The sequence below is a fragment of the Pseudomonas morbosilactucae genome, assembly GCF_023241715.1.
Lineage (GTDB): Bacteria > Pseudomonadota > Gammaproteobacteria > Pseudomonadales > Pseudomonadaceae > Aquipseudomonas > Aquipseudomonas morbosilactucae.
The window spans coordinates 1-21739 of sequence record NZ_JALQCW010000063.1 but is presented as its reverse complement, the minus strand read 5'-3'; the positions used below and the strand labels follow the sequence as shown (position 1 = coordinate 21739).

Sequence of the window (21739 nt, the reverse complement as noted above, 5' to 3'; positions counted from 1 at the left end):
CCGAGAAGTGTGGAGTGAGAGGTTAAGCAGGCTCAGTGAAAAGAGGAGGCAGCCCCAAGCAACAACCTGCCAACACTTGGCCAGAGGTCCATCTACGACTACGCCCTGGTGACGGTGGAGGGGCTTGACCAGAATCCCGCGTCGGACCTTGATATGGTAGCGCTTCCCAGACCGCCTTTCGCACACAATCCCTTTCTTCGTATGGACGAGCTGCCTGCATTCTGAAAATGCAGTATCGAGGTGCGCGACAGTGAATGAGGTGACCGATCCGATAATGGTAGGCCATCGACCGAATTTATCGCCCAACAGCTCCATGGCGCCGATCTCTACACCACAATTCTGGTAGTCAGGATAGGCGTCAAGTCCGAATACATGAGTGATTGAGGGGGCGGTGAATGCCATCGAAGCCATCCGGAGTTGCGACAAAAAATACACGACACGCCCCCACTAAAAAGTGCTGACTCGAGTGCTGGTGATCAACTCGGGCGTTGAATGAGAGCTCATGGTGTCTCCGGTCAGTACGACGTTTTTATAGTTTATGTTCAGATGAAACCTGCCAATCCATAGGCAAATGTGATGCTCCTCAGGGTTAATGTAAATTGAGTGCGGCACGATCCCTGAAGGTCAGAATTGCGAGCGGACTTGAGGTCAAACATCGAGATCGGTGCCTTCGGAGTGTTACTGAGTTTTGGCTATCGTGAAGATTATAAAGACGGACTATATACATTCTTCAAACTATCTATTTGTGCTGTTGCAACTCAGCTCATATCGTTCATGTGAACGTAAAATCGAGTCACCTCCTTCGCTCTGTTTTTACGTGCATACGATTAGTGGTCCATAACAATAATCAGAGAAGTCAGGACATGAGCACACACCTCTTTAGTCAGCACATCCAGGTCTTCAAGAATGCGGGCCGGTATGTCTTATCGCGCTCATCAATGCACACATCGGTTGCCACTCCATTAGCTTCCCCCCCCCGAGTATGTGCAGCTAAAACGCGGTTTAACCCTTGCAAGGTTTCCAGCGTGCATCTGTTTCCTCAAAGTTTATCTGTGAGAGAAAGCTCGCAGCCTTTGGACACACTGAGGCGCTGATCTGGGTAACCTGCGCAAGGGCCTGAATCTTGCTGTGCACACGTTGTTTTGTTGGTGCAACCGATCGGGGAGAGCTCATCGCAATGGTCACGACAGATTTGAGCAAGTCGGAAGTGGAGTGCGTCGCCGAAATTATCTGGCGGCTCTGCGAATATCGCGGTAAGACTCAGGCGCGAGCAGAGGTTCTTAAGCTCGTGACCGAGCTAGTAGGCGCGGATTATGCGGCCTCGTTTGTCTGGGATGCACAATGCAAGAAATCAACCCAGAGCGTTGCGGTCAATATCAGCAATGAGGCGCTGGATAACTACGATCAGTACTTTTATCAGACTGATAATGTTACTCCGGCCTTGCGCGCCTGCGTGTCGGCCACCAACGTGGACAATGTGATCGCTCGTCCGCAGCTCCTTGGCAGCGAGTTCTACGTCGATTTTCTGAAGCCGGCGGGTATGTACCATGGCCTGAATATTTACTTCTTCGACGGTGGCGTTGATGTGGGTGATTTGCGTATTTGGCGGGGTGCTGGAGGACATACCTTCACACTTAGGGAAGAGAGGATCCTCAACAGTCTTTCACCTTACTTCGTACGTGCGTTGTCTCCGACCATTCATTCTGCACAAGGGCTTTCGGGGCGTGAGGCCGATGTTGCGCGATTGGTCGCAAATGGCGCGAGCGACAAGGAAGTCGCTCGACAGTTGGGCATAGCCTTTACCACTGTTCGTACCCACTTGAACAATGCCATGTGCAAGCTCGACTGCACGAATCGTACTCAACTGGCTCGACATTTTTAGCATGGCCTCCTCATTAATGAGGAAGCGGGCAAACGGCACGCTCGTTAGTTTAGTGGCAGGGCATTTGGGCCCGACAACTGGACAGGACACGAGTGATGCGACAGTTGATATGGGGTATGGGACCACCGTTGGCGTTGGCCGCCAGTGTATCGAGTGCCGGGGTACTACCGGCTGATTTTTATGAGTTGACCGGTGTTGAAACGGCAAACCTGATTTGCTCGAAAACCGTCACCAGTCGCCAATTGGTGGAAGGCTGGCTGGCGCGTATCGAAACCCATAAGGCCCTGAATACCTTCATTTCGCTTGACGCACGTGCCGCTCTTGCACAAGCGGATGCTTATGATCAAGGCCTGCAGCAGGGCAAGCCTTGTCTGCCCTTGGGCGGCGTGCCTATCGCCATCAAAGACAATATCCAGGTCAAAGGCTTCGCCAATACTGCGGGAACCCCCGCTCTGGCTAACTTTTATCCGAAGGTTAGCGCGGCCATCGTCGATCGCCTGATAGCCGCGGGCGCGATTGTCATTGGCAAGACCAATATGCAGGAATTGGCTTACGGCACATCAGGCTACAACACTGCTTTTCATGAGCCAGGCATCGTTGGTGTGCGTAACGCCTACGACCCGACGCGGATTGCCGGCGGTTCGTCTTCGGGTAGCGCGAGTGCGGTGGGCGCAAGGCTGATACCGATAGCCTTGGGAACCGATACAGGAGGATCCATCCGCCAGCCGTGTGCACTGAATGGCTGTGTAGGTTTCAGGCCTACGGTAGGACGCTACAGCCAGCAAGGTATTACACCGATATCCCATACACGTGACACGGCAGGGCCCATGACACGCAGCGTCGAGGACGTTGTGTTGCTGGATCAGGTCATCACCGGGCTCAAGCCATTAGTACCACCGAAGGCCGCGGCGGTAAGGCTGGGTGTCCCCGCCGAGTTCTGGCAAGACCTGCAACCGGATGTGGCAGTCATCGCTGACCTAGCGCTTAAAAAGCTTGAGGCCGCCGGCTTCCAGCTCGTACCTGTTTCAATGCACGGGGTGTTCGAACTGGATGCCAAAGTGGGGATGCCGATTGCGTTGTACGAGGGCAAAACAGGCCTCCAGAGTTATCTGACCGTTAGCGGCAGCGGCGTCAGCATTGAGACCTTGGCTTCGCAGATATCCAGCCCCGATGTACGCGAAATTTTTGACCGGTTCATCACCCCACAAAAAATTCCCGACGCCAATGGCAATCTTGTTGATCTGGCACCCGCCTATGACTGGGCTATTCATACAGGCGTGCCTGCGTTGAAGCAGATGTACATGAGAGTCGTACAGGACAATCGCCTCGATGCCTTGGTGTTTCCGACCTCGCCCGAGGTCGCGATCAAAAGCGAACCTCAAGCCACTACCTTCGCGGCGTTTGCACGAATGATCCGCAACGCTGATCCGGGCAGCAATGCTCGTCTGCCTGGTTTGACACTTCCTATTGGGCTAGGCCCAAGCAGCGCGCTGCCGGTTGGTCTGGAAATAGACGGGTTGCCCGACTCAGACGCTCATCTGTTGGCGATCGGCCTGACGATGCAGTCGGTCTTCGGAAGGCAGGCTGGCCCCGCTCGATAAATCGCAACCCTATTTGCAACTCTCCAATAACAAGAGTGAACTGATATGAAATACGAGTCGGAGCTAAAATATTGCTGCCCTGGGCGAGGTTTAAAACGGGCAGTGGCGACGCTGTTAATAGGGTTTTCCACTGGTGCCAGCGCCGCGATGATTACCACCGATCCTGGAGATTCCGCTCCCTTACCCGAGGGCACAGACCTTGGCGTTCTGTACTACCAACACGCCGAGCGCAACGCATTGAAGGCGGACGGCCATGATGTCCCGGGAGATTTCCGACTCGATAGCGACATAGCGGTGGCCCGGTATGTGAAGTGGACTTCACTCGGCGGCTTCCTGGTGACACCGCAGGTGATCCTGCCCTATGGGCACCTGAAAATGAGTGGTGACAGCCAAGCGTCTGAAAGCAATTTTGGCGACCCAATCATTGGCAGCAATATCTGGCTCCTCAACGATGCAGTCAACGAGCGCTACTTCAGCCTCGGTGGTTACATCGGCTTGCCGCTCGGCAGTTATGACGGTGAAAAAGGCTCAATGAACATCGGCGAGAATCGCTGGAAAGGCGCGTTCGAAGTCAACTACGTGCAGGCAATTATTCCTCATAAGTTGTACGGCGAAATTACTCTGGAACACGATGAGTTCGGTAAGAACGACAACTTTCTCGGTCGCACGCTCCGTCAGGATTCGGTTTTCGAAGTGCAGACGCACTTACGCTATGTGTTCAGTCCCAGCGACCAGTTTGCGGTGAGCTACTTCCATACCACGGGAGGCGAAAATCATTTAGGTGGTGTTGGCTTGGACGACAATCTGAATACCAAGCGCTATTTGCTGACCTGGGCGCATTTCCTTACCCCGAAAACGCAACTGCAAGCTCAAGCGGGCCAGGACCTCGATGTACGTAATGGTCCGCAGGAAAACCTTCGGGTGAACTTGCGCCTGGCTCATATTTTCTGACGAAGCAAGGTGATCAAGCATGACTGCACAAAAAAAACAGTACAAAGTTGCCGCGGTGCAAGCTGCCCCAGCGTTCCTCGATCTGGAAGCTGGCGTGGCCAAAACTATCGGACTGATTGCTCAGGCGGCGGCCGAGGGCGCCTCATTGGTAGCTTTCCCCGAAGCGTGGCTGCCTGGATATCCATGGTGGATCTGGGTGGACTCCCCGGCCGGCGGCATGCGCTTCGTTCAGCGCAATTTCGACAATGCACTGGAGGTCAGCGGCGAACCCTTCGAGCGTCTTTGCAGGGCCGCAGCACAGCACAAAATCCACGTCGTACTGGGCTTCACAGAACGCTCTGGCGGCACTTTGTATTTGGCTCAGGCGATCATTGACGATGGCGGTAGGCTAGTCGCCACTCGGCGTAAGCTCAAGCCGACCCACGTGGAGCGCTCGGTCTTTGGCGAGGGTGATGGGAGTGACTTGTCGGTACACGACACCGCATTAGGACGGATCGGTGCGTTGTGTTGCGCGGAGCATATCCAGCCGCTGTCCAAGTTCGCCATGTACGCTCAACATGAACAAGTACATATCGCGGCCTGGCCGAGCTTTTCGGTATACCGGGGTGCTGCGTTTCAACTGAGTGCTCAAGCCAACAATGCCGCCTCACAAGTCTATGCGCTGGAAGGTCAGTGTTTTGTGCTGGCCCCCTGCGCCACGGTGTCCAGGGAGATGATCGAAGAGTTGATTGACTCTCCGGACAAAGCTGAGTTGCTACTGGAAGGTGGCGGCTTCGCGATGATATACGGCCCGGATGGCGCACCGCTTTGTAAGCCGCTGGCGGAAACGGAGGAGGGGATCCTCTATGCGGATATTGACTTGGGAGCCATTGGTTTGGCCAAGGCAGCCTACGACCCTGTGGGTCACTATTCACGCCCTGATGTGCTGCGGCTGCTGGTCAACCGGGAGCCGATGACGCGTGTGCATTATGTTCAGCCGCAACCGTTACCGGTGACATCAATGCCGGCGTTCGGTTCGGATGCCGCAAGAAGTGAGGAAAGCCCAGAAGCACAAGCCGACAAGTAGATCTGAAACTTCCTGCCAACCCGTTGTCCCAAAAACGTGTTGGCGGGAGGTGTTGTTCCACACCCTTAGACGCTAAATTTATCGATCTGTGATTCGCGCCAGACAATCCCGGCCCCCGGCAAGTCCGGTATCACCGCGTGCCCATTTTTGAAGGTCAGCGTCGGTTCGATCACGGCCCCCGCGATGTCCAGCCGTTCGAGCCAGTCAGCGGTGGGGGAGACTGCCAGCAGGTGTGCACTGAACTCCTGAAACAAGTGGCTGGAAAGCGGCAGACTGAATTGCTGGGCCAGCGCACTTGCTCGCAGCCAGCCGGTAACGCCACCGATTTTCATGACGTCCGGCATCGCCAGGTCGCAGGCACCTGCGCTCAGTGCCTTGAACATCTCTTCAGGGCCGAACCAGTTTTCGCCGATCTGAATCGGTACATTCAACGCTTTGCAGATTCGTGCATGCCCGGCATAGTCGTATTGCAGCGTTGGCTCTTCGATCCAGGCCAGGCCTTCGTCTTGAAGGGCCAGGCCTCGGCGAGTGGCTTCGGGCACGTTCAGGCTCTGGTTGTAGTCCACCATGATGGAGAAATCCTCACCTACCGCGCGGCGCATGCTACGAATGACGCGTAAATCCTCGGCCAGACTGGCATAGCCGATCTTGGTCTTGACCGCACGAAAGCCCGCCTCGGCGGCGTCGACGGCTCTTGATGTCGCCAGGGTTTCACCGTCCAGGCTGTGGCTGTCGTAGCTTTTCACTGTCCGCAAGCTGCCGCCCAGGCACTGCGCCAACGGCAGCCCTTGGGTCTTGGCCAGCGCGTCCCAGGCCGCCATGTCGATACCGGCTGCGGCCATGCGCACGAGGCCAGTGAAACCCAATAGGCAAAAGCGCTTGCTGAGCATCTGTTCGAGGTCGGTCGGTGACAAGGGCTGATCGACGATCAGGCTGGCCATGTCATCAACCATCTGTTTGAGCGGCTTGAGTGCAATCGGTGTGTAAGCGAACAGGTAGGCATGCCCGGTGACGCCAGCGTCGGTCGTCAGGTCCAACAGCACCAGCGGGGCTGTGGCGACAGTGCCGACGGCGGTATGAATGGGATAGGTCAGGGGAACGTTCACAGCACGGGACTTGAGTCCGGTGATCTTGGCGGCAGACATGTTTATTTTCTCGCTTGTTCAAGTGAATGAATCCGCGCCGATGCCAAAACAGCCTGTGCTGGCGCGGGCGTCAGATCGAGGTACGCGGGTGACAGGTGCTCCACGCAAGGACAGCCGATCTGAGCCAGAGTCCGATCGATATCAGCCTTGAGCAGGCGCAATACGTCTTCGACACCGGCTTCGCCTCGCGCAGCCAGGCCATACAGGGTGGCGCGCCCCAGCAGTACGGCGCCTGCCCCCATGGCCAGCGCCTTGACGATGTCGGCTCCGCGACGGAAGCCGCTGTCGATCAGCACCGGTTGGCTGACCTTGAGCACGGTTTCGGCCAGCACTTCGAAAGGTGAGATGGCGGTGTCGAGTTGACGCCCGCCGTGGTTCGACAGAATCACCCCATCGACACCTTCGGAGATGCATCGGGCTGCATCGTCGGCATCCAGCAGGCCTTTGATCAGCAGGGTGTGAGGCCATTTGTCACGCAACCAGCGCAATGCCTGCCAATCGAAGCTGGCGTCCATCTGCCGACTCATCAGAGCGGCCTGGACCTCCAGGCTGGACGCTTGGCTGCTGACAAAATTGGCCAGTTCGGGCATGCCATGGCGCAGTAGATCGAGTGACCAGCGTGGATGCAGACAACCGTCGAGCATCACCCGCGGGGTATAGCTCATGGGCATCTTGAATTGGTTGCGCAAGTCACGTTCGCGGTAACCGTTGACCGCCACGTCGGTGGTCAGCACCAGAGTCTTGTAACCCGCCGCCAGCGCTCGCTCGACCATCTGTTCGGCAAGGGTGCGATGAACCACATAGAGCTGAAACCACAACTCACCATCGCACTGCCGGGCCAGATCCTCGATGGACAGGTTAGAGGCGGTAGACAGCACAAAAGGTATGCCTGCGCGGCTTGCCGCACGCGCCAGAATCAGATCGCCCCTTGGCCACAGCGCGCCATTGAGCCCTGTCGGGCCGATCAATAACGGCAGCGCCTGGCGTTTGCCGAAGAGACTGGTCGAGAGTTCGCGCTGGCTGATATCCACCAACCGCCGAGGCTTGAACCGCACATTCTGAAATATTTCGCGGTTGTGTTGCAGACCCTGTTCGTCCTCGGCGCCACCTTCAAGGTAATCGAAGACCATTTTTGGCAAGCGCCGACGGGCCAGTTCGCGATAGTCGGCGACGTTCAACGGAGCATTGTTCCACATGGACGATGCTCCTCAGTTCTGCGGCGCTAATGTGCTGACTTCAATCAGTACCGGCGCGTGCGTCGCCAAGGCCTGGTGAAGTGCATCTTCAAGTTGACCGCGGTCGTCGGCTTTGAACGACTGCATGCCATAACCCTTGGCCAAGGCACAGAAGTCGATGCCCGGAACGTCCAGGCCGGGTACGTTTTCCACCTCCAGAACACCGGCAAACCAGCGCAAGGCGCCATAGGTGCCGTTGTTCATGATGATGAAAATCGTCGGGATGTTGTATTGAACAGCGGTCCACAGGGCGGTGATGCTGTAGTTGGCCGAGCCATCGCCGATTACTGCAATGACACGACGCTCCGGTTCGGCCAACTGAACGCCCACTGCCGCCGGCATCGCGAAACCCAGGCCGCCGGCTGCGGCGAAGTAGTAACTGCCCGGATTGCGCATGGCCAGGCGTTGCCACATAAGTGCGGTAGTCGAGGTGGATTCGTTCAGGTAGATGGCATTTTGCGGAGCGATTTCATCGAGCGTGTCGAACACCACTTCCGGTCGCAGCGGGCCGGCGTGCTGCTCCACCGCTTCAGGCCGTGGCAATGGGTTCGGCATTATTCGGGAGGAGGGCTTCACGCGTTCCGCCAACGCGGCGGCAATCAAGCCGACATCGCCCACGATGGCATCACCCATGGGTGCCCGCGCCGCTTCCAGTGGGTCGCAGGTGACCGCAATCAGTCGTGTTCCTTCAGCCAGATACTGACCGGGATCGTACTGATGGTAGCGAAACACCGGTGCACCGAGCACCAAGACCAGGTCATGACCCTCAAGCAACTTACCAATGGCCGCAATGCCTGCCGGCAGCAACCCGCGAAAGCATGGATGGCGCGTCGGAAAAGGGCAGCGCGGCGCTGAAGGGGCGACCCAAACTGGCGCCTTGAGACGTTCTGCCAATGCCACGCAATGTTCGTTTGCCTTTGCCGCATCGACATCAGGCCCGAATACCAGCACCGGGTTTTTGGCGGTCGATAATTGCTCGAGCAGATCAGCCAGAACGGCATCGCCCGGCAACCCTGCACTGACAACCCGCCTCTCCAACAGGTGTGAAGATTGTGGATCGGCTTCGCGTGCCCAGTCGTCATACGGCACAGACAAGTAGACCGGCCCGCGCGGTGACATTGAGGCCATATGGATAGCCCGGCTCATTGCATGCGGCACTTCCTGGGCGCTGGCGGGTTCATAACTCCATTTGACCAGCGGCCTCGGCAGGTTGGCAGCATCGACGTTGGTCAACAGTGCCTCCACCCCGACCATGGCGCGGGTTTGCTGGCCAGCGGTGATGATCAGCGGGGAATGCGAGTTCCAGGCGTTGCTCAGTGCGCCCATGGCGTTCCCGGTGCCGGCGGCCGAATGCAGGTTCACGAAGCCAGGGGTGCCGCTGGCCTGTGCGTAACCATCGGCAATGCCAACCACCACACCCTCGTGCAAGCCGAGGATATAAGTGAAGTCATTCGGGAAGTCCTTGAGGAACGGCAGCTCGTTTGAGCCGGGGTTCCCAAAGACGGTGGTGATACCTTGGCGGCGCAGCAAATCGTAGGTGGTGGAATGTACCGAAGCCATCGTGATGATCTCTTTCAAAACGTCGGTCTCAAAAGTAAGACGTCATCTTGAATAGATCAAATAGATGTTTTTTTCGATTAAATATAGATGCTGTCTATTTTATGCATGCCGTAGTGGTTCTACTCGCCGTTTGATTCAAAGGCCTGCCAGTGAGTCTTTCAACAGTCCACAAAACCAGCGTTGGGCGAGGATGTCGCTGTCATGATCATTCCATTGCAGGCTGACTTCGATCGACGGGACGCTAAAGGGCAGTTCCACCACGCGGGTATGGCTGCGAGTCGCGAACATCGTGGCTACCCGTGAGGGCAAGGTTACCAGCAGATCGCTGCTGGAGACCACTTCCGGCAAGACACTGAAGTGCGGCACCCGCAATCTGACTTTGCGTTCCAGTCCGGACTCGCGCAGACGATCCTCCACCACATGGTGTCCGGTCATCGCGGAAACCACGACATGGTTCTCCTGCAGGTATTGCTCCATCGTCATTGTCGAGCCGATCCGCGGATGGTCCTGACACATCAGGCACACATAACGCTCATTAAAAATCAGATCACAGTTGGCATTGAGCGGGGAGTCGCTGCGATTACAGATGGCCGCGTCGATCTTTCCGGTACTCAGCCACTCGCCCAGCTTGTCGATGTCGATCTGGATGATTTCCAGCTCGGCGCCAGGGGCCTGCGCATGCAAGGCCTTGAGGATGTAAGGCAGAAAAAACACCTCGCCAAGATCGGACAGGGCCAGGCGAAAGCCCCGGGTCGAAACCCGTGGATCAAAGTGGCTGGTCTGGGCAATGGCCCGCTCTATCTCCGACAGTGAGTAACGGAACTTCGCGTACAGCTGAGTGGCCAGGAACGTCGGCTGCATGCCGTCCCGGCTGCGTTTGAACAAGGGTTCATTGAGCAATGTACGCAGGCGGGACAACGCGTAACTCACGGACGGCTGCGTCACATGCAAGCGCTCGGCGGCACCGCTGACGCTGCCGGTCTCGAAAATCGTCACAAAAACCCGGACAAGGTTGAGGTCGATCACTGGCGCTCCGTATATAGCCTGTATTTATATTTGATAGAAAAATTTATCTATTTGATCTATTCGTATTCTATCCATATCGTCTCGAAACGCAAACGAAGTAGGCCTACTCCGCTTGGCAATCCTCACGGGGTATCGGGTCTTAAGATCCCGCTGCCATGGCCATGACAATAATAAGAGTAACGTTTATGCGCTCAATCAATGCGTTGGAAGTTGTCAACTCTGCACGACTTAACCGGTTCCATTACCTGCTGGTTTTCTGGTGTTCGTTCATCATGATGTTCGATGGCTACGACCTGGTCATTTACGGTTCGGTGCTGCCCCACTTGATGACCGCATGGGCGCTGACACCGGGTGAAGCGGGCATGTTGGGCGCCAGTTCCATGGTCGGGATGATGTTCGGTGCGGTCACTTTGGGCACTCAGGCCGACCGCTTCGGCAGGCGCGGCATTATTCTATTCTGCGTGGCCTTGTTCAGCCTGGCAGCGTTGTCCAACGCCTTCGCCACCGACGCCACCAGTTTCGCCGTGTGCCGCTTTCTCACTGGCGCCGGGCTGGGCGGCGTTGTGCCAAACCTGGTGACCATTCTCAAGGAAATGTCGCCGGGTTCCTGTCGCAATCGACTGATCAACCTGATGCTCAGCTTCTTCGCGATAGGCGGGCTGCTTTCCGGTCTGGCCGGTATCTACCTGATCCCGCTTCTGGGCTGGCATTCGCCGTTCTATGTGGCGGGGCTGTCATTGTTGTCCTTGCCGTTGCTCTATAAAACGCTGCCCGAGTCGGTCGCCTATTTGCTGCATCGCAACCGCCAGGCAGAAGTGGCAAAAATGCTCCGTCGGATCAATCCGGAGCACAACCCTACCGGTGCGGTGTCCTATGTCTTGGAGTCAACTGTAGAGGTTGGCGCGGGTAAAACGTCGTTGTCAGCATTGTTTGGTAATGGCCGCAGTATAAGCACGTTAATGCTGTGGTTGAGCTTTGGCATGTGCATGCTCATGGTATATGGCCTGAACACCTGGCTGCCGAAATTGATGAGCAATGGCGGTTATCCATTGGGTTCGAGTATTGTGTTTCTGGTGGTGATGAACGTGGGCTCCCTGATTGGTACCTTGATCAGCGGTGTGCTGGCGGATCGTTGGGGTTGCAAGACGACACTGGCGCTGTTTTTTGCCCTGGCTGCCATCTCCATATCAATGCTGGGCATCAAGCCGGGCGCCATCACGCTGTATCTCTTGTTGCTAATTGCCGGTGGATCAACTGTTGGCTGCCTCTCTGTCGTTCATACCCTGGCTGCGGATCTTTATCCATCCCGAGTGCGTTCCACCGGCGTCAGCATGGCCGCTGCAATTGGCCGATGCGGTGCAGTGGCCGGACCATTGCTGGGCGGATTTCTGTTCAGTCTGAGCTTGCCTTTTGAGCACAATTTCGTGGTTTTCGCCGTTCCCGGTGTGATTGCGGTGATTGCCGTGTTGTTGATATCGCACAAGCCCGTTGCACCTCTCCTTGCACAAACTCTCCCTACGGAGAGCGTTTGATATGAGAGGTTATGGCCGTCGTTATGGCGGGTTGGCGAACTTCGATGCGTTTACCGAGCATTTTTGCGTCAACTTGATGAGTGATCAAGTACAGTGTCCGTTCTAAGCGAGATTTCGGCCGCTTGAAGGATCGGCGCAATCGCAAGGATCCAGTTCCTAAGCATCTGCCGACTCAACGCTGGCGATGTCCAGGTGATCGGGCTCGGCTCCATCATTATGGGTAAGCAGGACGTCTATGACGTTTTCCGTGCTGCGCCTCAGGCAATGCTAATTTCCACCCGTATGGAATTGGTGAACCATGCGGTACTGACGCGTAAGGAGCTTCGTGAGTTCTCCGTAGAGAAAGGTGTGACTGATCGACTGCTCATACCCGAGGATGGCGAGACTTGCAGTCTCTGATCCACCTAACGAGACAACGATTTAGCGAGGAGATAGTAGATATTTCAGTCGAAGCGAACAAAGAGTTGGTTCACAAGTTCTATGCAGCTATTCAGCGCGAGGATTACGTGGCGGCGGCTAGCTTCTGCCACGAAGACTTTGTGTTTTATACCCAAGTGGACACGCCTATTCTTGGCTCTGCAGGTTTCATTCAGTCGGAGAAAAAGAATTTCGACGCTTTTGAAGGTTTCAGTTTTACGATCGAGGCTTTGTTTGCCGAGGGCGATCAGGTTGCGGCTTACATGTTGTTCGATGGGCGGCAAACTGGAGTGTTTGATGGCGTTGAGCCAAAAGGGACTAGAGTGCGATTTTCCCTGATGATGATCCTCACGATTTCAGATGGAAAAATCATCGAGAAGCGGGCGCATTTTGATCGAATGGACATTCGAAAGCAGTTGTCTGCAATAGCCTGAGTCTATGTTGCCCGGCGACTCTCCGGGCGGGCCTGCGTTTTGCTTAGCTGGCATGTTGTAAAAGCTCAATCAGTTGGGCGTGCAGCTTGGGATCTCCGCAGGCCACGACGGTGCCGCCGTTTTGCGCCGTACTTCCATCCCAAGCCGTCATTAGACCACCCGCAGCTTCGATTATCGGGATCAATGCCTGTACGTCATAAGGCTGCAGTGCTGCCTCGATGATCACATCGACGAAGCCAGAGGCCAACATACAATAGGCATAACAATCACCGCCAAAACGTACCAACTGCGCCTGGCTGGCCACCTGTTCAAAGGCGTTTTTTCTTTTGACGGTGTCGAACATATCGGGAGTTGTGCACATCAGCCTCGCAGATGTGAGCTGTGAGCAGGTCCGGGTTTTCAGTGCTGTACCATTGCGCCAGGCGCCTTGTGCGCTGCCGATGTATCGCTCACCGGTAAACGGCTGATTCATGACTCCCAATACCGGGCGCTGGCCATCGTTGAGCGCGATAAGCGTGCCCCACATGGGCAGTCCAGTGACGAAGGCGCGAGTGCCGTCAATTGGGTCCAGAACCCAGGTCAGTGCACTTTCTCCTGCGTAGACGCCTTCTTCCTCACCCAATACTCCATGCGTGGGGTAGCGATTGCGGATGAGTTCACGCATGGCCTGCTCGGCCGCTTTGTCGGCCGCGGTGACTGGGTCGAACAATCGACCACCTTTATCCTCTACTTCGATTGCTGTGCGGAAGTAGGGCTCAATGGCTGCGGCAGCAATTTCCGCCAGTTGTTCGGCGAAATCCAAGTACTCAGTGAGCTGGTCGGTAGTGAGTGGCATCGGATGCACCAATATAGAAAGTGATTGAGGACGACATCTTAAAGGTATCGCCCATGATCCAGAAGATGCCAAGTTTAGGCAGGCTGGTTGAAAGTCTCGGCTAGGAGAGGGTCATATGCGACTTTGCTTTCAGTAATAAAAGTTTCCCTATCGCCACATTTCAGTGGAGTGGTTGGCCATGTGCTGGGTTTTTACTGAAAACTATGAAGGTGAATACACTCTCAGCTTCTAGGTAAGCTTGGTCGACGGCAAAAATTTCCATCTGCTCAGATCTGTGCTCCTATTGATGTAAATATTGAGCTGAATTTCGTACTCCAATGTCCACACCTGTGGCTAGGTGGCTTAAAAGTTCTTGATCGTGCTTGCTAAGCCAAATGATCGGGCGTTTCTATGTGGTCCTTACTATTCGTGTTCCAAAGTGTTCGCGGAGTGATCTTAAGTGTTCAAATTTTGAACATTGTCCGAGTGTTGAGGTCGTCTGTGACGCTGATTTTTTGTATGGCACACCTATTGCTATTGAAGGTTTTGTGAGGCGACACATTGCAGTGGTAAGGTTTAATTATCCGAAGGTGTCGCGATGAGAGTATTGTTTATTGCCGAGCAGAGTCTAATTATATGAATTTGCTAAGTCGCGAAATGTTTCGAACTATGTCAATAGATACATGGGTTGACATTCTATGGTTCTGACTGACTATCGAGGTGTGCGAGTTGGCTTGAGTTACCGTGCTTTGGCGGATCTTGATCTATGCCGAATCACCTACGGAGGAAGTACAAGGGTAAGCTCCGCTGCCTTGAATGATGTATATCATATCCATATTTTATTGCGCGGGAGTTGTTTGTGGCGTGTTAAAGGGCGTTGTCTTTGTCTTCGGGCGGGTGAGTTGATAGTAATTAATCCAGATGAGCCAGTGGATTTTACGTACTCTGAAGATTGTGAGAAGTTTATCCTCAAGGTGCCGTTGAGGGTTCTCGAAGACGTCTGCTCTGAACAGCGATGGGTCTATCCCAAGCACGGCATTCGTTTTATAGAAGCGTTCTATAGTTTAGCCGACGTTGAAGGTCTAGCTGCCTTGCTAGACATGATGCGTAAGGAAGCTGAATCAGAAAATAGAGCTTATAGAGTTGATAAAAGCTATCAATATATTTTTGCAGCTAAAATGCTGAGCTTGTTGAAGTCTAATGTGCTTCGCGCAGGCCATAATGCAACAATCGCCGTAATGCTCGAGACAATCGACTCTTATATTGATGGCAATATGGATGTGCGGGTCGAGGAGCTGGCTGGTTTGGCTGGTGTAGGTGTGCGTGTTTTTTATACGCTGTTTGAGCGGTATGTAGGTGTATCTCCAAAGAGGTATATAAGAGGCAGAAGGCTGGACAAGGTTCGAGAATGCCTGACTGATTCCACATGCAATATTAAAAGCATAACTGGATTAGCATTTGACTACGGTTTTGTTCATCTAGGGAGGTTTTCGAGTTTTTATAAGGATCGTTTTGGTGAGCTGCCGTCTGAAACTTTAATGCGTCGGGTTTGATTGGCTGCCTCGGCGCGATTTGTTTCGAATGAATGAGCTTGCTTTACGTTAGTTCAGCAAAAAACGGATGGTGGTCAGCAGTAATCGGATATCCATCTGTGATAGTAAGCGCTAGTTTATGTAGACCTGAATAATAAAAACGGAGGCTACGGCTATGTCCTTGGGGTTCGAATACCTTAACTCGTTACTTGAAGAAGATCGTAATAAGGGCGTCTACCGCTGCAAGCGCGAGATGTTTACAGACCCTCGTCTATTTGACCTCGAAATGAAACATATTTTCGAAGGTAACTGGCTATACCTTGCACACGAAAGCCAAATCCCCGAGAAAAATGACTACCTCGCTACCACTATGGGACGTCAGTCGATCTTCATCGCACGCAATAAGGATGGGGTGCTCAATGCTTTCCTCAACGCCTGCAGCCATCGTGGCGCCATGCTCTGCCGACACAAGACCGGCAATAAATCATCCTACACTTGTCCGTTCCACGGCTGGACTTTCAACAACTCCGGTAAATTGCTTAAGGTCAAGGATCCCGTTGATGCCGGTTACCCTGCGAGCTTCAATTGCGAAGGTTCCCATGACCTGACAAAGGTCGCTCGCTTCGAGTCCTATCGCGGCTTTCTGTTCGGCAGCCTCAATCCCGATGTGGTACCACTGGTGGAGCACCTGGGCGAGTCCGCGAAGATCATCGACATGATCGTCGACCAGTCGCCCGAAGGCTTGGAAGTGCTGCGCGGCTCTTCCTCCTACATTTATGAAGGCAATTGGAAGCTGACCGCCGAAAACGGTGCTGACGGCTACCATGTCAGCGCCGTGCACTGGAACTATGCTGCCACCCAGGCCCAACGCAAGCTGCGCGAGGCCGGCGATGAAGTAAAAACCATGAGTGCCGGTGGATGGGCCAAGAATGGTGGCGGTTTTTATTCCTTCGCCAAGGGGCATCTGCTGCTATGGACCCGCTGGGCCAATCCAGAGGACCGTCCACTGTTCGAGCGCCGCGACGAACTGGCCGCAGACTTCGGCCAGGCTCGCGCCAACTGGATGATTGAGAACTCGCGCAACCTGTGCTTGTACCCCAACGTTTATCTGATGGACCAGTTCAGCTCGCAGATCCGCATTGCACGGCCAATTTCCGTGGACAAGACCGAAATCACCATCTATTGCATCGCCCCAAAGGGGGAGAGTGCTGATGCGCGCTCGCAACGTATTCGTCAGTACGAAGACTTCTTCAATGTCAGCGGTATGGCTACGCCCGATGACCTTGAAGAATTCCGCTCCTGCCAGGTGGGCTACCAAGGTGGGCGTGGCTGGAACGACATGTCCCGTGGGGCCACGCACTGGGTCGAAGGTGCAGATGCCGCCGCCCAGGAAATCGATCTGCACCCACTGCTCAGTGGCGTGCGTACCGAAGATGAAGGCCTGTTCGTACTGCAACACAAGTACTGGCAGGAAACCATGCTCAAAGCACTCGCTACCGATCAGCAGTTGATTCCAGTGGAGACCGTTTAATGGGCATTTCCTTTGAGCAAGTGCGTGACTTTCTCTACGAAGAGGCGCGCTACCTGGACGACAGCCAGTGGGAAAAATGGTTGCAGTGCTATGCCGCCGAGGCAACCTTCTGGATGCCGGCGTGGGACGACAACGACCAGCTCACCGAAGATCCACAGCGGGAAATATCGCTGATCTGGTACGGCAATCGTGGCGGCCTAGAAGACCGGGTATTCCGGATCAAGACCGAGCGCTCCAGCGCGACCATGCCCGATACTCGTACCTCGCATAACATCAGCAACCTGGAACTGCTCGAGCAAGGCGACGAGCTATGTCGCCTGCGCTTTAACTGGCACACCCTGAGCTTTCGCTACAAGACCACCGACAGCTACTTTGGCACCAGCTTCTACACCCTTGATTTGCGAGGCGAACGCCCGCTGATCAAGGCCAAGAAGGTGGTCCTGAAGAACGACTACGTCCGTCAGGTCATCGATATCTACCACATCTGATTGCTGCTATTCGCGAGGTGCGTCATGCACAAGATCGCTTTGAATTTCGAGGACGGGGTCACCCGCTTCATTGGTGTCACTGCTGACGAAACCGTGGCCGATGCCGCCTACCGCCAGGGTATCAACATTCCGCTGGACTGCCGCGACGGCGCCTGCGGTACCTGTAAGTGCTTTGCCGATGCCGGCCGCTACGACCTGGGCCAGGAATACATCGAAGACGCGCTGAGCGAGGAAGAGGCTAAGCTGGGTTATGTGCTGACCTGCCAGATGCGTGCAGAGAGCGACTGCGTGGTGTGGGTGCCGGCCTCGTCGCAGGTCTGCAAGACCGAACAGGCCAGCTTTCAGGTCAGCATCAGTTTGGTACGCCAGCTATCCGACAGTACTATTGCGCTGTCAACCAAGGGCGAGGCACTCGGTAACCTGGCATTCCTCCCAGGGCAGTATGTCAACCTCGGCGTTCCCGGTAGCGAGCAGACTCGCGCCTACTCTTTCAGCTCCCTGCAGAAAAACGGCGAGGTCAGCTTTCTGATCCGCAACGTGCCGGGTGGGTTGATGAGTACCTTCCTTTGAACTGGACCTGGTTTCATAAGCTCGGCTCACCCAAATGGTTTTACGGCATCAGCGGCAAGCTGTTGCCCTGGCTGAGCATCGCCGCCTTGTTGCTGATTGGTATCGGCGTGGTCTGGGGCCTGGCCTTCGCGCCGCCGGACTACCAGCAAGGCAACAGCTTTCGCATCATCTACATCCATGTGCCGATGGCCATGTTGGCCCAGTCCTGCTACGTGATGCTGGCCGTGTGTGGTGTGGTCGGGCTGGTGTGGAAAATGAAACTTGCCGATGTCGCCCTGCAATGCGCTGCGCCTATCGGGCATTCGATTACTTTCCTGGCGCTGGTGACCGGGGCGATCTGGGGCAAACCGACCTGGGGCTCGTGGTGGGTTTGGGATGCGCGGCTGACCTCGATGCTGATCCTGCTGTTTTTGTACGCAGGCCTTATCGCGCTAAACGCCGCCATCACTAACCGAGACAGCGCGGCCAAGGCTTGCGCGGTGCTGGCGATTGTCGGGGTGATTAATATCCCGATCATCAAGTACTCGGTGGAGTGGTGGAACACCCTGCACCAGGGCGCCACGTTCACCCTCACCGAAAGGCCGGCGATGCCCGCTGAAATGTGGCTGCCGCTGTTGCTGACGGTGCTCGGCTTCTACTGTTTGTTCGGCGTGCTGCTGTTGCTGCGCATGCGCCTTGAGGTGCTCAAGCGCGAAGCCCGCACCAGCTGGGTCAAGGCCGAAGTCCAACGCAGCCTGGAGGCTATACGATGAGTTTTGCATCCTTCGGTGACTTTCTCTCCATGGGCCATCACGGCCTTTATGTCTGGTCGGCCTATGGCATTTGTCTGGTGATCCTGGCCCAGGAACTGGCGGTGCCGATCCTGGCCCGCAAGCGCTATCTGCAACAAGAGGCGCGTCGTTTGCGCCGGGAGAATGGCAAGTGAATCCGCTGCGTAAAAAGCGTCTTTTGATCATCCTGGCGATCCTGGCCGGTATCGGCATCGCCGTTGCCCTGGCCCTCAGCGCACTGAAAGAAAACATCAACCTGTTCTACACCCCGACCCAGATCGCCAACGGTGAGGCGCCCCAGGGCACGCGGATTCGCGCGGGCGGCATGGTTGAGCAAGGCTCGCTGCAACGTTCGGGCGACTCGCTGGACGTCAGGTTCGTGGTCACCGACTTCAACAAGTCGGTCACCATCACCTACCGCGGCATCCTCCCGGACCTGTTTCGTGAAGGGCAGGGCATCGTCGCCCTGGGCAAGCTCAATGCCGAAGGCGTAGTGGTGGCCGACGAAGTGCTGGCCAAGCACGACGAGAAGTACATGCCGCCAGAAGTGACCAAGGCCCTGAAAGACAGCGGCCAGTCGGCGCCGACACCAGCGAAAGAGGGTTAACCCATGACTTCCGCCATTTTTATTCCGGAGCTGGGCCAACTGGCCATGATCCTGGCCTTGTGTTTTGCCCTGGTCCAGGCCGTGGTGCCGCTGCTGGGTGCCTGGCGCGGTGATCGGCTGTGGATGAGCCTGGCCCAGCCCGCCGCCTGGGGCCAGTTCGCCTTTCTGGCGTTCTCTTTTGGTTGCCTGACCTACGCTTTCATGACCGACGATTTTTCGGTCGCCTATGTGGCCAGCAACTCCAACAGCGCCTTGCCCTGGTATTACAAGTTCAGCGCGGTGTGGGGCGCCCACGAAGGTTCTCTGCTGCTCTGGGCGTTGATTCTGGGCGGCTGGACATTCGCCGTGTCGGTGTTCTCCCGGCAGTTGCCGCAAGTGATGCTGGCGCGGGTACTGGCGGTGATGGGCATGATCAGCACCGGCTTCCTGCTGTTTTTGATCCTCACCTCCAACCCGTTTGCGCGGATTTTGCCGCAGATCCCGGCCGATGGTCGCGACCTCAACCCGTTGCTGCAAGACATCGGCCTGATCGTCCACCCGCCGATGCTGTACATGGGGTATGTCGGCTTCTCCGTGGCATTTGCCTTCGCCATCGCCGCGCTGCTGGGTGGGCGGCTCGATGCGGCCTGGGCGCGCTGGTCGCGGCCATGGACCATCGTTGCCTGGGCTTTCCTCGGGATCGGCATCACCTTGGGTTCCTGGTGGGCCTATTACGAGCTTGGCTGGGGCGGCTGGTGGTTCTGGGACCCGGTGGAAAACGCCTCCTTCATGCCGTGGCTGGTGGGTACGGCCTTGATCCACTCCCTGGCCGTCACGGAAAAGCGCGGCGTGTTCAAGAGCTGGACGGTGTTGCTAGCCATTGCCGCGTTCTCCTTGAGCCTGCTGGGGACCTTCCTGGTGCGTTCCGGGGTACTGACCTCGGTGCACGCCTTCGCTTCGGACCCCGAGCGCGGCGTGTTTATCCTGATCTTCCTGTTGTTTGTGGTCGGCGGCTCGCTGACCCTGTTTGCCCTGCGCGCGCTGTGGTCAAGAGCCATGTCGGCTTCAACCTGTGGTCGCGGGAAACCTTGCTGCTGGGCAACAACCTGGTGCTGGTGGTGGCGGCCTCGATGATTCTGCTAGGCACCTTGTACCCGTTGGTGCTGGACGCGCTGAGTGGTGCCAAGTTGTCGGTTGGCCCGCCGTACTTCAATGCACTGTTCATTCCGTTGATGGCGCTGTTGATGGTGGTGATGGCAATCGGCGTGCTGGTGCGCTGGAAAGACACCCCGGTCAACTGGCTGGTCGGCATGCTGACCCCGGTGCTACTTGGCAGCGCCGCGCTGGCGGTGGTGGCGGGTATTGCTTACGGTGACTTCAACTGGGCGGTGCTGGCGACCTTTATGTTGGCGGCGTGGGTGCTGCTGGCCGGGGTGCGCGACCTGTTCGACAAGACCCGCCACAAAGGCCTGATCAAGGGCCTGCCCAGCCTGACCCGCAGTTACTGGGGCATGCAGATCGCTCACTTGGGGATCGCGGTTTGCGCCCTGGGCGTGGTGCTTTCGAGCCAGAACAGCGCCGAGCGCGACCTGCGCCTGGCGCCGGGCGAGGCCATGGACCTGGCCGGTTACCACTTTATTTTTGAGGGCGCCAAGCACTTCGAAGGGCCGAACTTCACCTCCGACAAAGGCACGGTGCGGGTGGTTCGCAACGGCAAGGAAGTGGCCGTGTTGCACCCTGAGAAACGCCTGTACACGGTGCAGAACTCGGTAATGACCGAAGCCGGGATTGATGCCGGTTTCACCCGGGACCTGTACGTGGCCCTCGGTGAACCGCTGGGTGACGGCGCCTGGGCGGTGCGGGTGCACGTCAAGCCGTTCGTACGCTGGATCTGGTTCGGTGGCTTGCTCACGGGTTTTGGTGGCTTGCTGGCGGCGTTGGACCGGCGTTACCGGGTCAAGGTGAAAAGCCGTGTGCGCGAAGCGCTGGGTATGGAAGGAGCGGCAGCATGAGACGTTGGATGATGGTACTGCCCCTGGCCCTGTTTCTGCTGATGGCGGTGTTTCTGTACCGGGGCCTGTACCTGGACCCAGCCGAGCTGCCGTCGGCGATGATCGGCAAGCCGTTCCCGGAGTTCACCCTGGGAGCGGTCGAGGGTAAAAGTCTGCTGACCCGCGCCGACCTGTTGGGCAAGCCGGCACTGGTCAATGTCTGGGGCACCTGGTGCATTTCCTGCCGGGTCGAGCACCCGGTGCTGAACAAGCTGGCGCAGCAGGGCGTGGTGATTTATGGCATCAACTACAAGGACGTCAACGAAGATGCGCGCAAGTGGTTGGCGGAATTCCACAACCCGTATCAACTGAACATCCGCGACGAGGAGGGCACCCTGGGCCTGAACCTCGGCGTCTACGGCGCTCCGGAAACCTTCTTCATCGACGCCAAAGGCATGGTCATCGGCGAAACCGTCGCTGCGCCCCTGGAACAGGCAATCACCGGGGTCGAGAACATGCTCTACATGTCCTCGCAATCCACCGCTGACGGCAAGATCACCCTGACCATCACCTTCGCCCTGGGCACCGACCTGGACAACGCCCAGGTG

Annotated in this window: 18 protein-coding genes and 2 pseudogenes; 15 read left to right on the top strand and 5 right to left on the bottom strand. The window is 56.3% G+C overall.

Features of this window, described 5'->3' with window-relative positions:
- Window positions 1-1177 precede the first annotated feature (1177 nt).
- The 4 genes from M1B34_RS22280 to M1B34_RS22265 all read left to right on the top strand — a co-directional run bounded on the left by M1B34_RS22280 (window position 1178) and on the right by M1B34_RS22265 (window position 5500).
- On the top strand, window positions 1178-1882 hold the full coding sequence (locus M1B34_RS22280) for a helix-turn-helix transcriptional regulator (protein WP_268266252.1): 705 nt from the start codon (window positions 1178-1180) through the stop codon (window positions 1880-1882).
- Between the two features lie 95 nt (window positions 1883-1977).
- Window positions 1978-3483, top strand: coding sequence for an indoleacetamide hydrolase (gene iaaH / locus M1B34_RS22275; RefSeq protein WP_268266251.1), 1506 nt, complete (start codon window positions 1978-1980; stop codon window positions 3481-3483).
- Window positions 3484-3528: 45 nt separating this feature from the next.
- Window positions 3529-4434, top strand: coding sequence for a transporter (locus M1B34_RS22270; RefSeq protein WP_268266250.1), 906 nt, complete (start codon window positions 3529-3531; stop codon window positions 4432-4434).
- 19 nt (window positions 4435-4453) lie between these two features.
- Window positions 4454-5500 (top strand): carbon-nitrogen hydrolase family protein, encoded by a 1047-nt coding sequence (locus M1B34_RS22265; protein WP_268266249.1) that lies wholly within the window; start codon window positions 4454-4456, stop codon window positions 5498-5500.
- 65 nt (window positions 5501-5565) lie between these two features.
- Here M1B34_RS22265 and M1B34_RS22260 read toward each other — a convergent pair whose 3' ends face one another.
- From M1B34_RS22260 to M1B34_RS22245, 4 genes are all read right to left on the bottom strand, one after another.
- Window positions 5566-6645, bottom strand: coding sequence for an enolase C-terminal domain-like protein (locus tag M1B34_RS22260; protein WP_268266248.1), 1080 nt, complete (start codon window positions 6643-6645; stop codon window positions 5566-5568).
- Between the two features lie 2 nt (window positions 6646-6647).
- Complete coding sequence (locus tag M1B34_RS22255) at window positions 6648-7841, bottom strand: alpha-hydroxy-acid oxidizing protein (protein WP_268266247.1); 1194 nt, start codon at window positions 7839-7841, stop codon at window positions 6648-6650.
- 12 nt (window positions 7842-7853) lie between these two features.
- On the bottom strand, window positions 7854-9440 hold the full coding sequence (gene mdlC, locus M1B34_RS22250) for a benzoylformate decarboxylase (protein ID WP_268266262.1): 1587 nt from the start codon (window positions 9438-9440) through the stop codon (window positions 7854-7856).
- 135 nt (window positions 9441-9575) lie between these two features.
- Entirely contained in the window at window positions 9576-10466 is an 891-nt protein-coding gene (locus M1B34_RS22245; protein ID WP_268266246.1) for a LysR family transcriptional regulator, read from the bottom strand.
- 185 nt (window positions 10467-10651) lie between these two features.
- Here M1B34_RS22245 and M1B34_RS22240 point away from each other — a divergent pair, with 185 nt between their 5' ends.
- Together M1B34_RS22240 and M1B34_RS22235 are read left to right on the top strand one after the other, a co-directional pair.
- On the top strand, window positions 10652-11998 hold the full coding sequence (locus tag M1B34_RS22240; RefSeq protein WP_268266245.1) for an MFS transporter: 1347 nt from the start codon (window positions 10652-10654) through the stop codon (window positions 11996-11998).
- A 386-nt stretch (window positions 11999-12384) separates the two neighbouring features.
- A complete protein-coding gene (locus tag M1B34_RS22235) occupies window positions 12385-12849 on the top strand; it encodes an ester cyclase (protein WP_268266244.1) in 465 nt (154 codons plus the stop codon).
- Window positions 12850-12892: 43 nt separating this feature from the next.
- Here the strand turns inward: M1B34_RS22235 and hisN are convergent, their stop codons facing one another.
- Window positions 12893-13684 carry a histidinol-phosphatase gene (gene hisN / locus M1B34_RS22230; protein ID WP_268266243.1) on the bottom strand — a complete coding sequence of 264 codons (792 nt, stop codon included), beginning with the start codon at window positions 13682-13684 and terminating at the stop codon, window positions 12893-12895.
- A gap of 677 nt (window positions 13685-14361) precedes the next feature.
- Between hisN and M1B34_RS22225 the strand changes: the two genes are divergently transcribed.
- From M1B34_RS22225 to M1B34_RS22185, 9 genes and pseudogenes are all read left to right on the top strand, one after another.
- Window positions 14362-15216 (top strand): AraC family transcriptional regulator, encoded by an 855-nt coding sequence (locus M1B34_RS22225; protein ID WP_341870556.1) that lies wholly within the window; start codon window positions 14362-14364, stop codon window positions 15214-15216.
- Between the two features lie 154 nt (window positions 15217-15370).
- On the top strand, window positions 15371-16726 hold the full coding sequence (gene benA / locus M1B34_RS22220; protein ID WP_268266241.1) for a benzoate 1,2-dioxygenase large subunit: 1356 nt from the start codon (window positions 15371-15373) through the stop codon (window positions 16724-16726).
- On the top strand, window positions 16726-17214 hold the full coding sequence (gene benB, locus M1B34_RS22215; RefSeq protein ID WP_268266240.1) for a benzoate 1,2-dioxygenase small subunit: 489 nt from the start codon (window positions 16726-16728) through the stop codon (window positions 17212-17214). The genes benA and benB overlap by 1 nt, the downstream gene beginning before the upstream one ends.
- 24 nt (window positions 17215-17238) lie before the next feature.
- A pseudogene (locus tag M1B34_RS22210) lies at window positions 17239-17781 on the top strand (2Fe-2S iron-sulfur cluster-binding protein); the annotation flags it as partial.
- Window positions 17781-18536, top strand: a complete 756-nt coding sequence (locus M1B34_RS22205; protein ID WP_268266239.1) for a heme ABC transporter permease — start codon at window positions 17781-17783, stop codon at window positions 18534-18536. The pseudogene M1B34_RS22210 and the gene M1B34_RS22205, both read left to right, overlap by 1 nt.
- Window positions 18533-18709, top strand: a complete 177-nt coding sequence (ccmD, locus tag M1B34_RS22200; protein ID WP_268266238.1) for a heme exporter protein CcmD — start codon at window positions 18533-18535, stop codon at window positions 18707-18709. The genes M1B34_RS22205 and ccmD overlap by 4 nt, the downstream gene beginning before the upstream one ends.
- Window positions 18706-19161: a cytochrome c maturation protein CcmE gene (gene ccmE / locus M1B34_RS22195; RefSeq protein WP_268266237.1), complete on the top strand. Its 456-nt coding sequence runs from the start codon at window positions 18706-18708 to the stop codon at window positions 19159-19161. The genes ccmD and ccmE overlap by 4 nt, the downstream gene beginning before the upstream one ends.
- 3 nt (window positions 19162-19164) lie before the next feature.
- Window positions 19165-21152, top strand: a pseudogene (locus tag M1B34_RS22190) (heme lyase CcmF/NrfE family subunit).
- A partial coding sequence (locus tag M1B34_RS22185) for a DsbE family thiol:disulfide interchange protein (RefSeq protein WP_341870555.1) occupies window positions 21149-21739 on the top strand: 591 nt, incomplete at its 3' end. The pseudogene M1B34_RS22190 and the gene M1B34_RS22185, both read left to right, overlap by 4 nt.

Bases quoted from the DNA above. Each gene is read 5' to 3' on its own strand.
- M1B34_RS22280 (WP_268266252.1), top strand. From the start codon at position 1,178: ATGGTCACGACAGATTTGAGCAAGTCGGAAGTGGAGTGCGTCGCCGAA.
- iaaH (WP_268266251.1), top strand. From the start codon at position 1,978: ATGCGACAGTTGATATGGGGTATGGGACCACCGTTGGCGTTGGCCGCC.
- M1B34_RS22270 (WP_268266250.1), top strand. From the start codon at position 3,529: ATGAAATACGAGTCGGAGCTAAAATATTGCTGCCCTGGGCGAGGTTTA.
- M1B34_RS22265 (WP_268266249.1), top strand. From the start codon at position 4,454: ATGACTGCACAAAAAAAACAGTACAAAGTTGCCGCGGTGCAAGCTGCC.
- M1B34_RS22260 (WP_268266248.1), bottom strand. From the start codon at position 6,645: ATGTCTGCCGCCAAGATCACCGGACTCAAGTCCCGTGCTGTGAACGTT.
- M1B34_RS22255 (WP_268266247.1), bottom strand. From the start codon at position 7,841: ATGTGGAACAATGCTCCGTTGAACGTCGCCGACTATCGCGAACTGGCC.
- mdlC (WP_268266262.1), bottom strand. From the start codon at position 9,440: ATGGCTTCGGTACATTCCACCACCTACGATTTGCTGCGCCGCCAAGGT.
- M1B34_RS22240 (WP_268266245.1), top strand. From the start codon at position 10,652: ATGCGCTCAATCAATGCGTTGGAAGTTGTCAACTCTGCACGACTTAAC.
- hisN (WP_268266243.1), bottom strand. From the start codon at position 13,684: ATGCCACTCACTACCGACCAGCTCACTGAGTACTTGGATTTCGCCGAA.
- M1B34_RS22225 (WP_341870556.1), top strand. From the start codon at position 14,362: ATGGTTCTGACTGACTATCGAGGTGTGCGAGTTGGCTTGAGTTACCGT.
- benA (WP_268266241.1), top strand. From the start codon at position 15,371: ATGTCCTTGGGGTTCGAATACCTTAACTCGTTACTTGAAGAAGATCGT.
- benB (WP_268266240.1), top strand. From the start codon at position 16,726: ATGGGCATTTCCTTTGAGCAAGTGCGTGACTTTCTCTACGAAGAGGCG.
- ccmD (WP_268266238.1), top strand. From the start codon at position 18,533: ATGAGTTTTGCATCCTTCGGTGACTTTCTCTCCATGGGCCATCACGGC.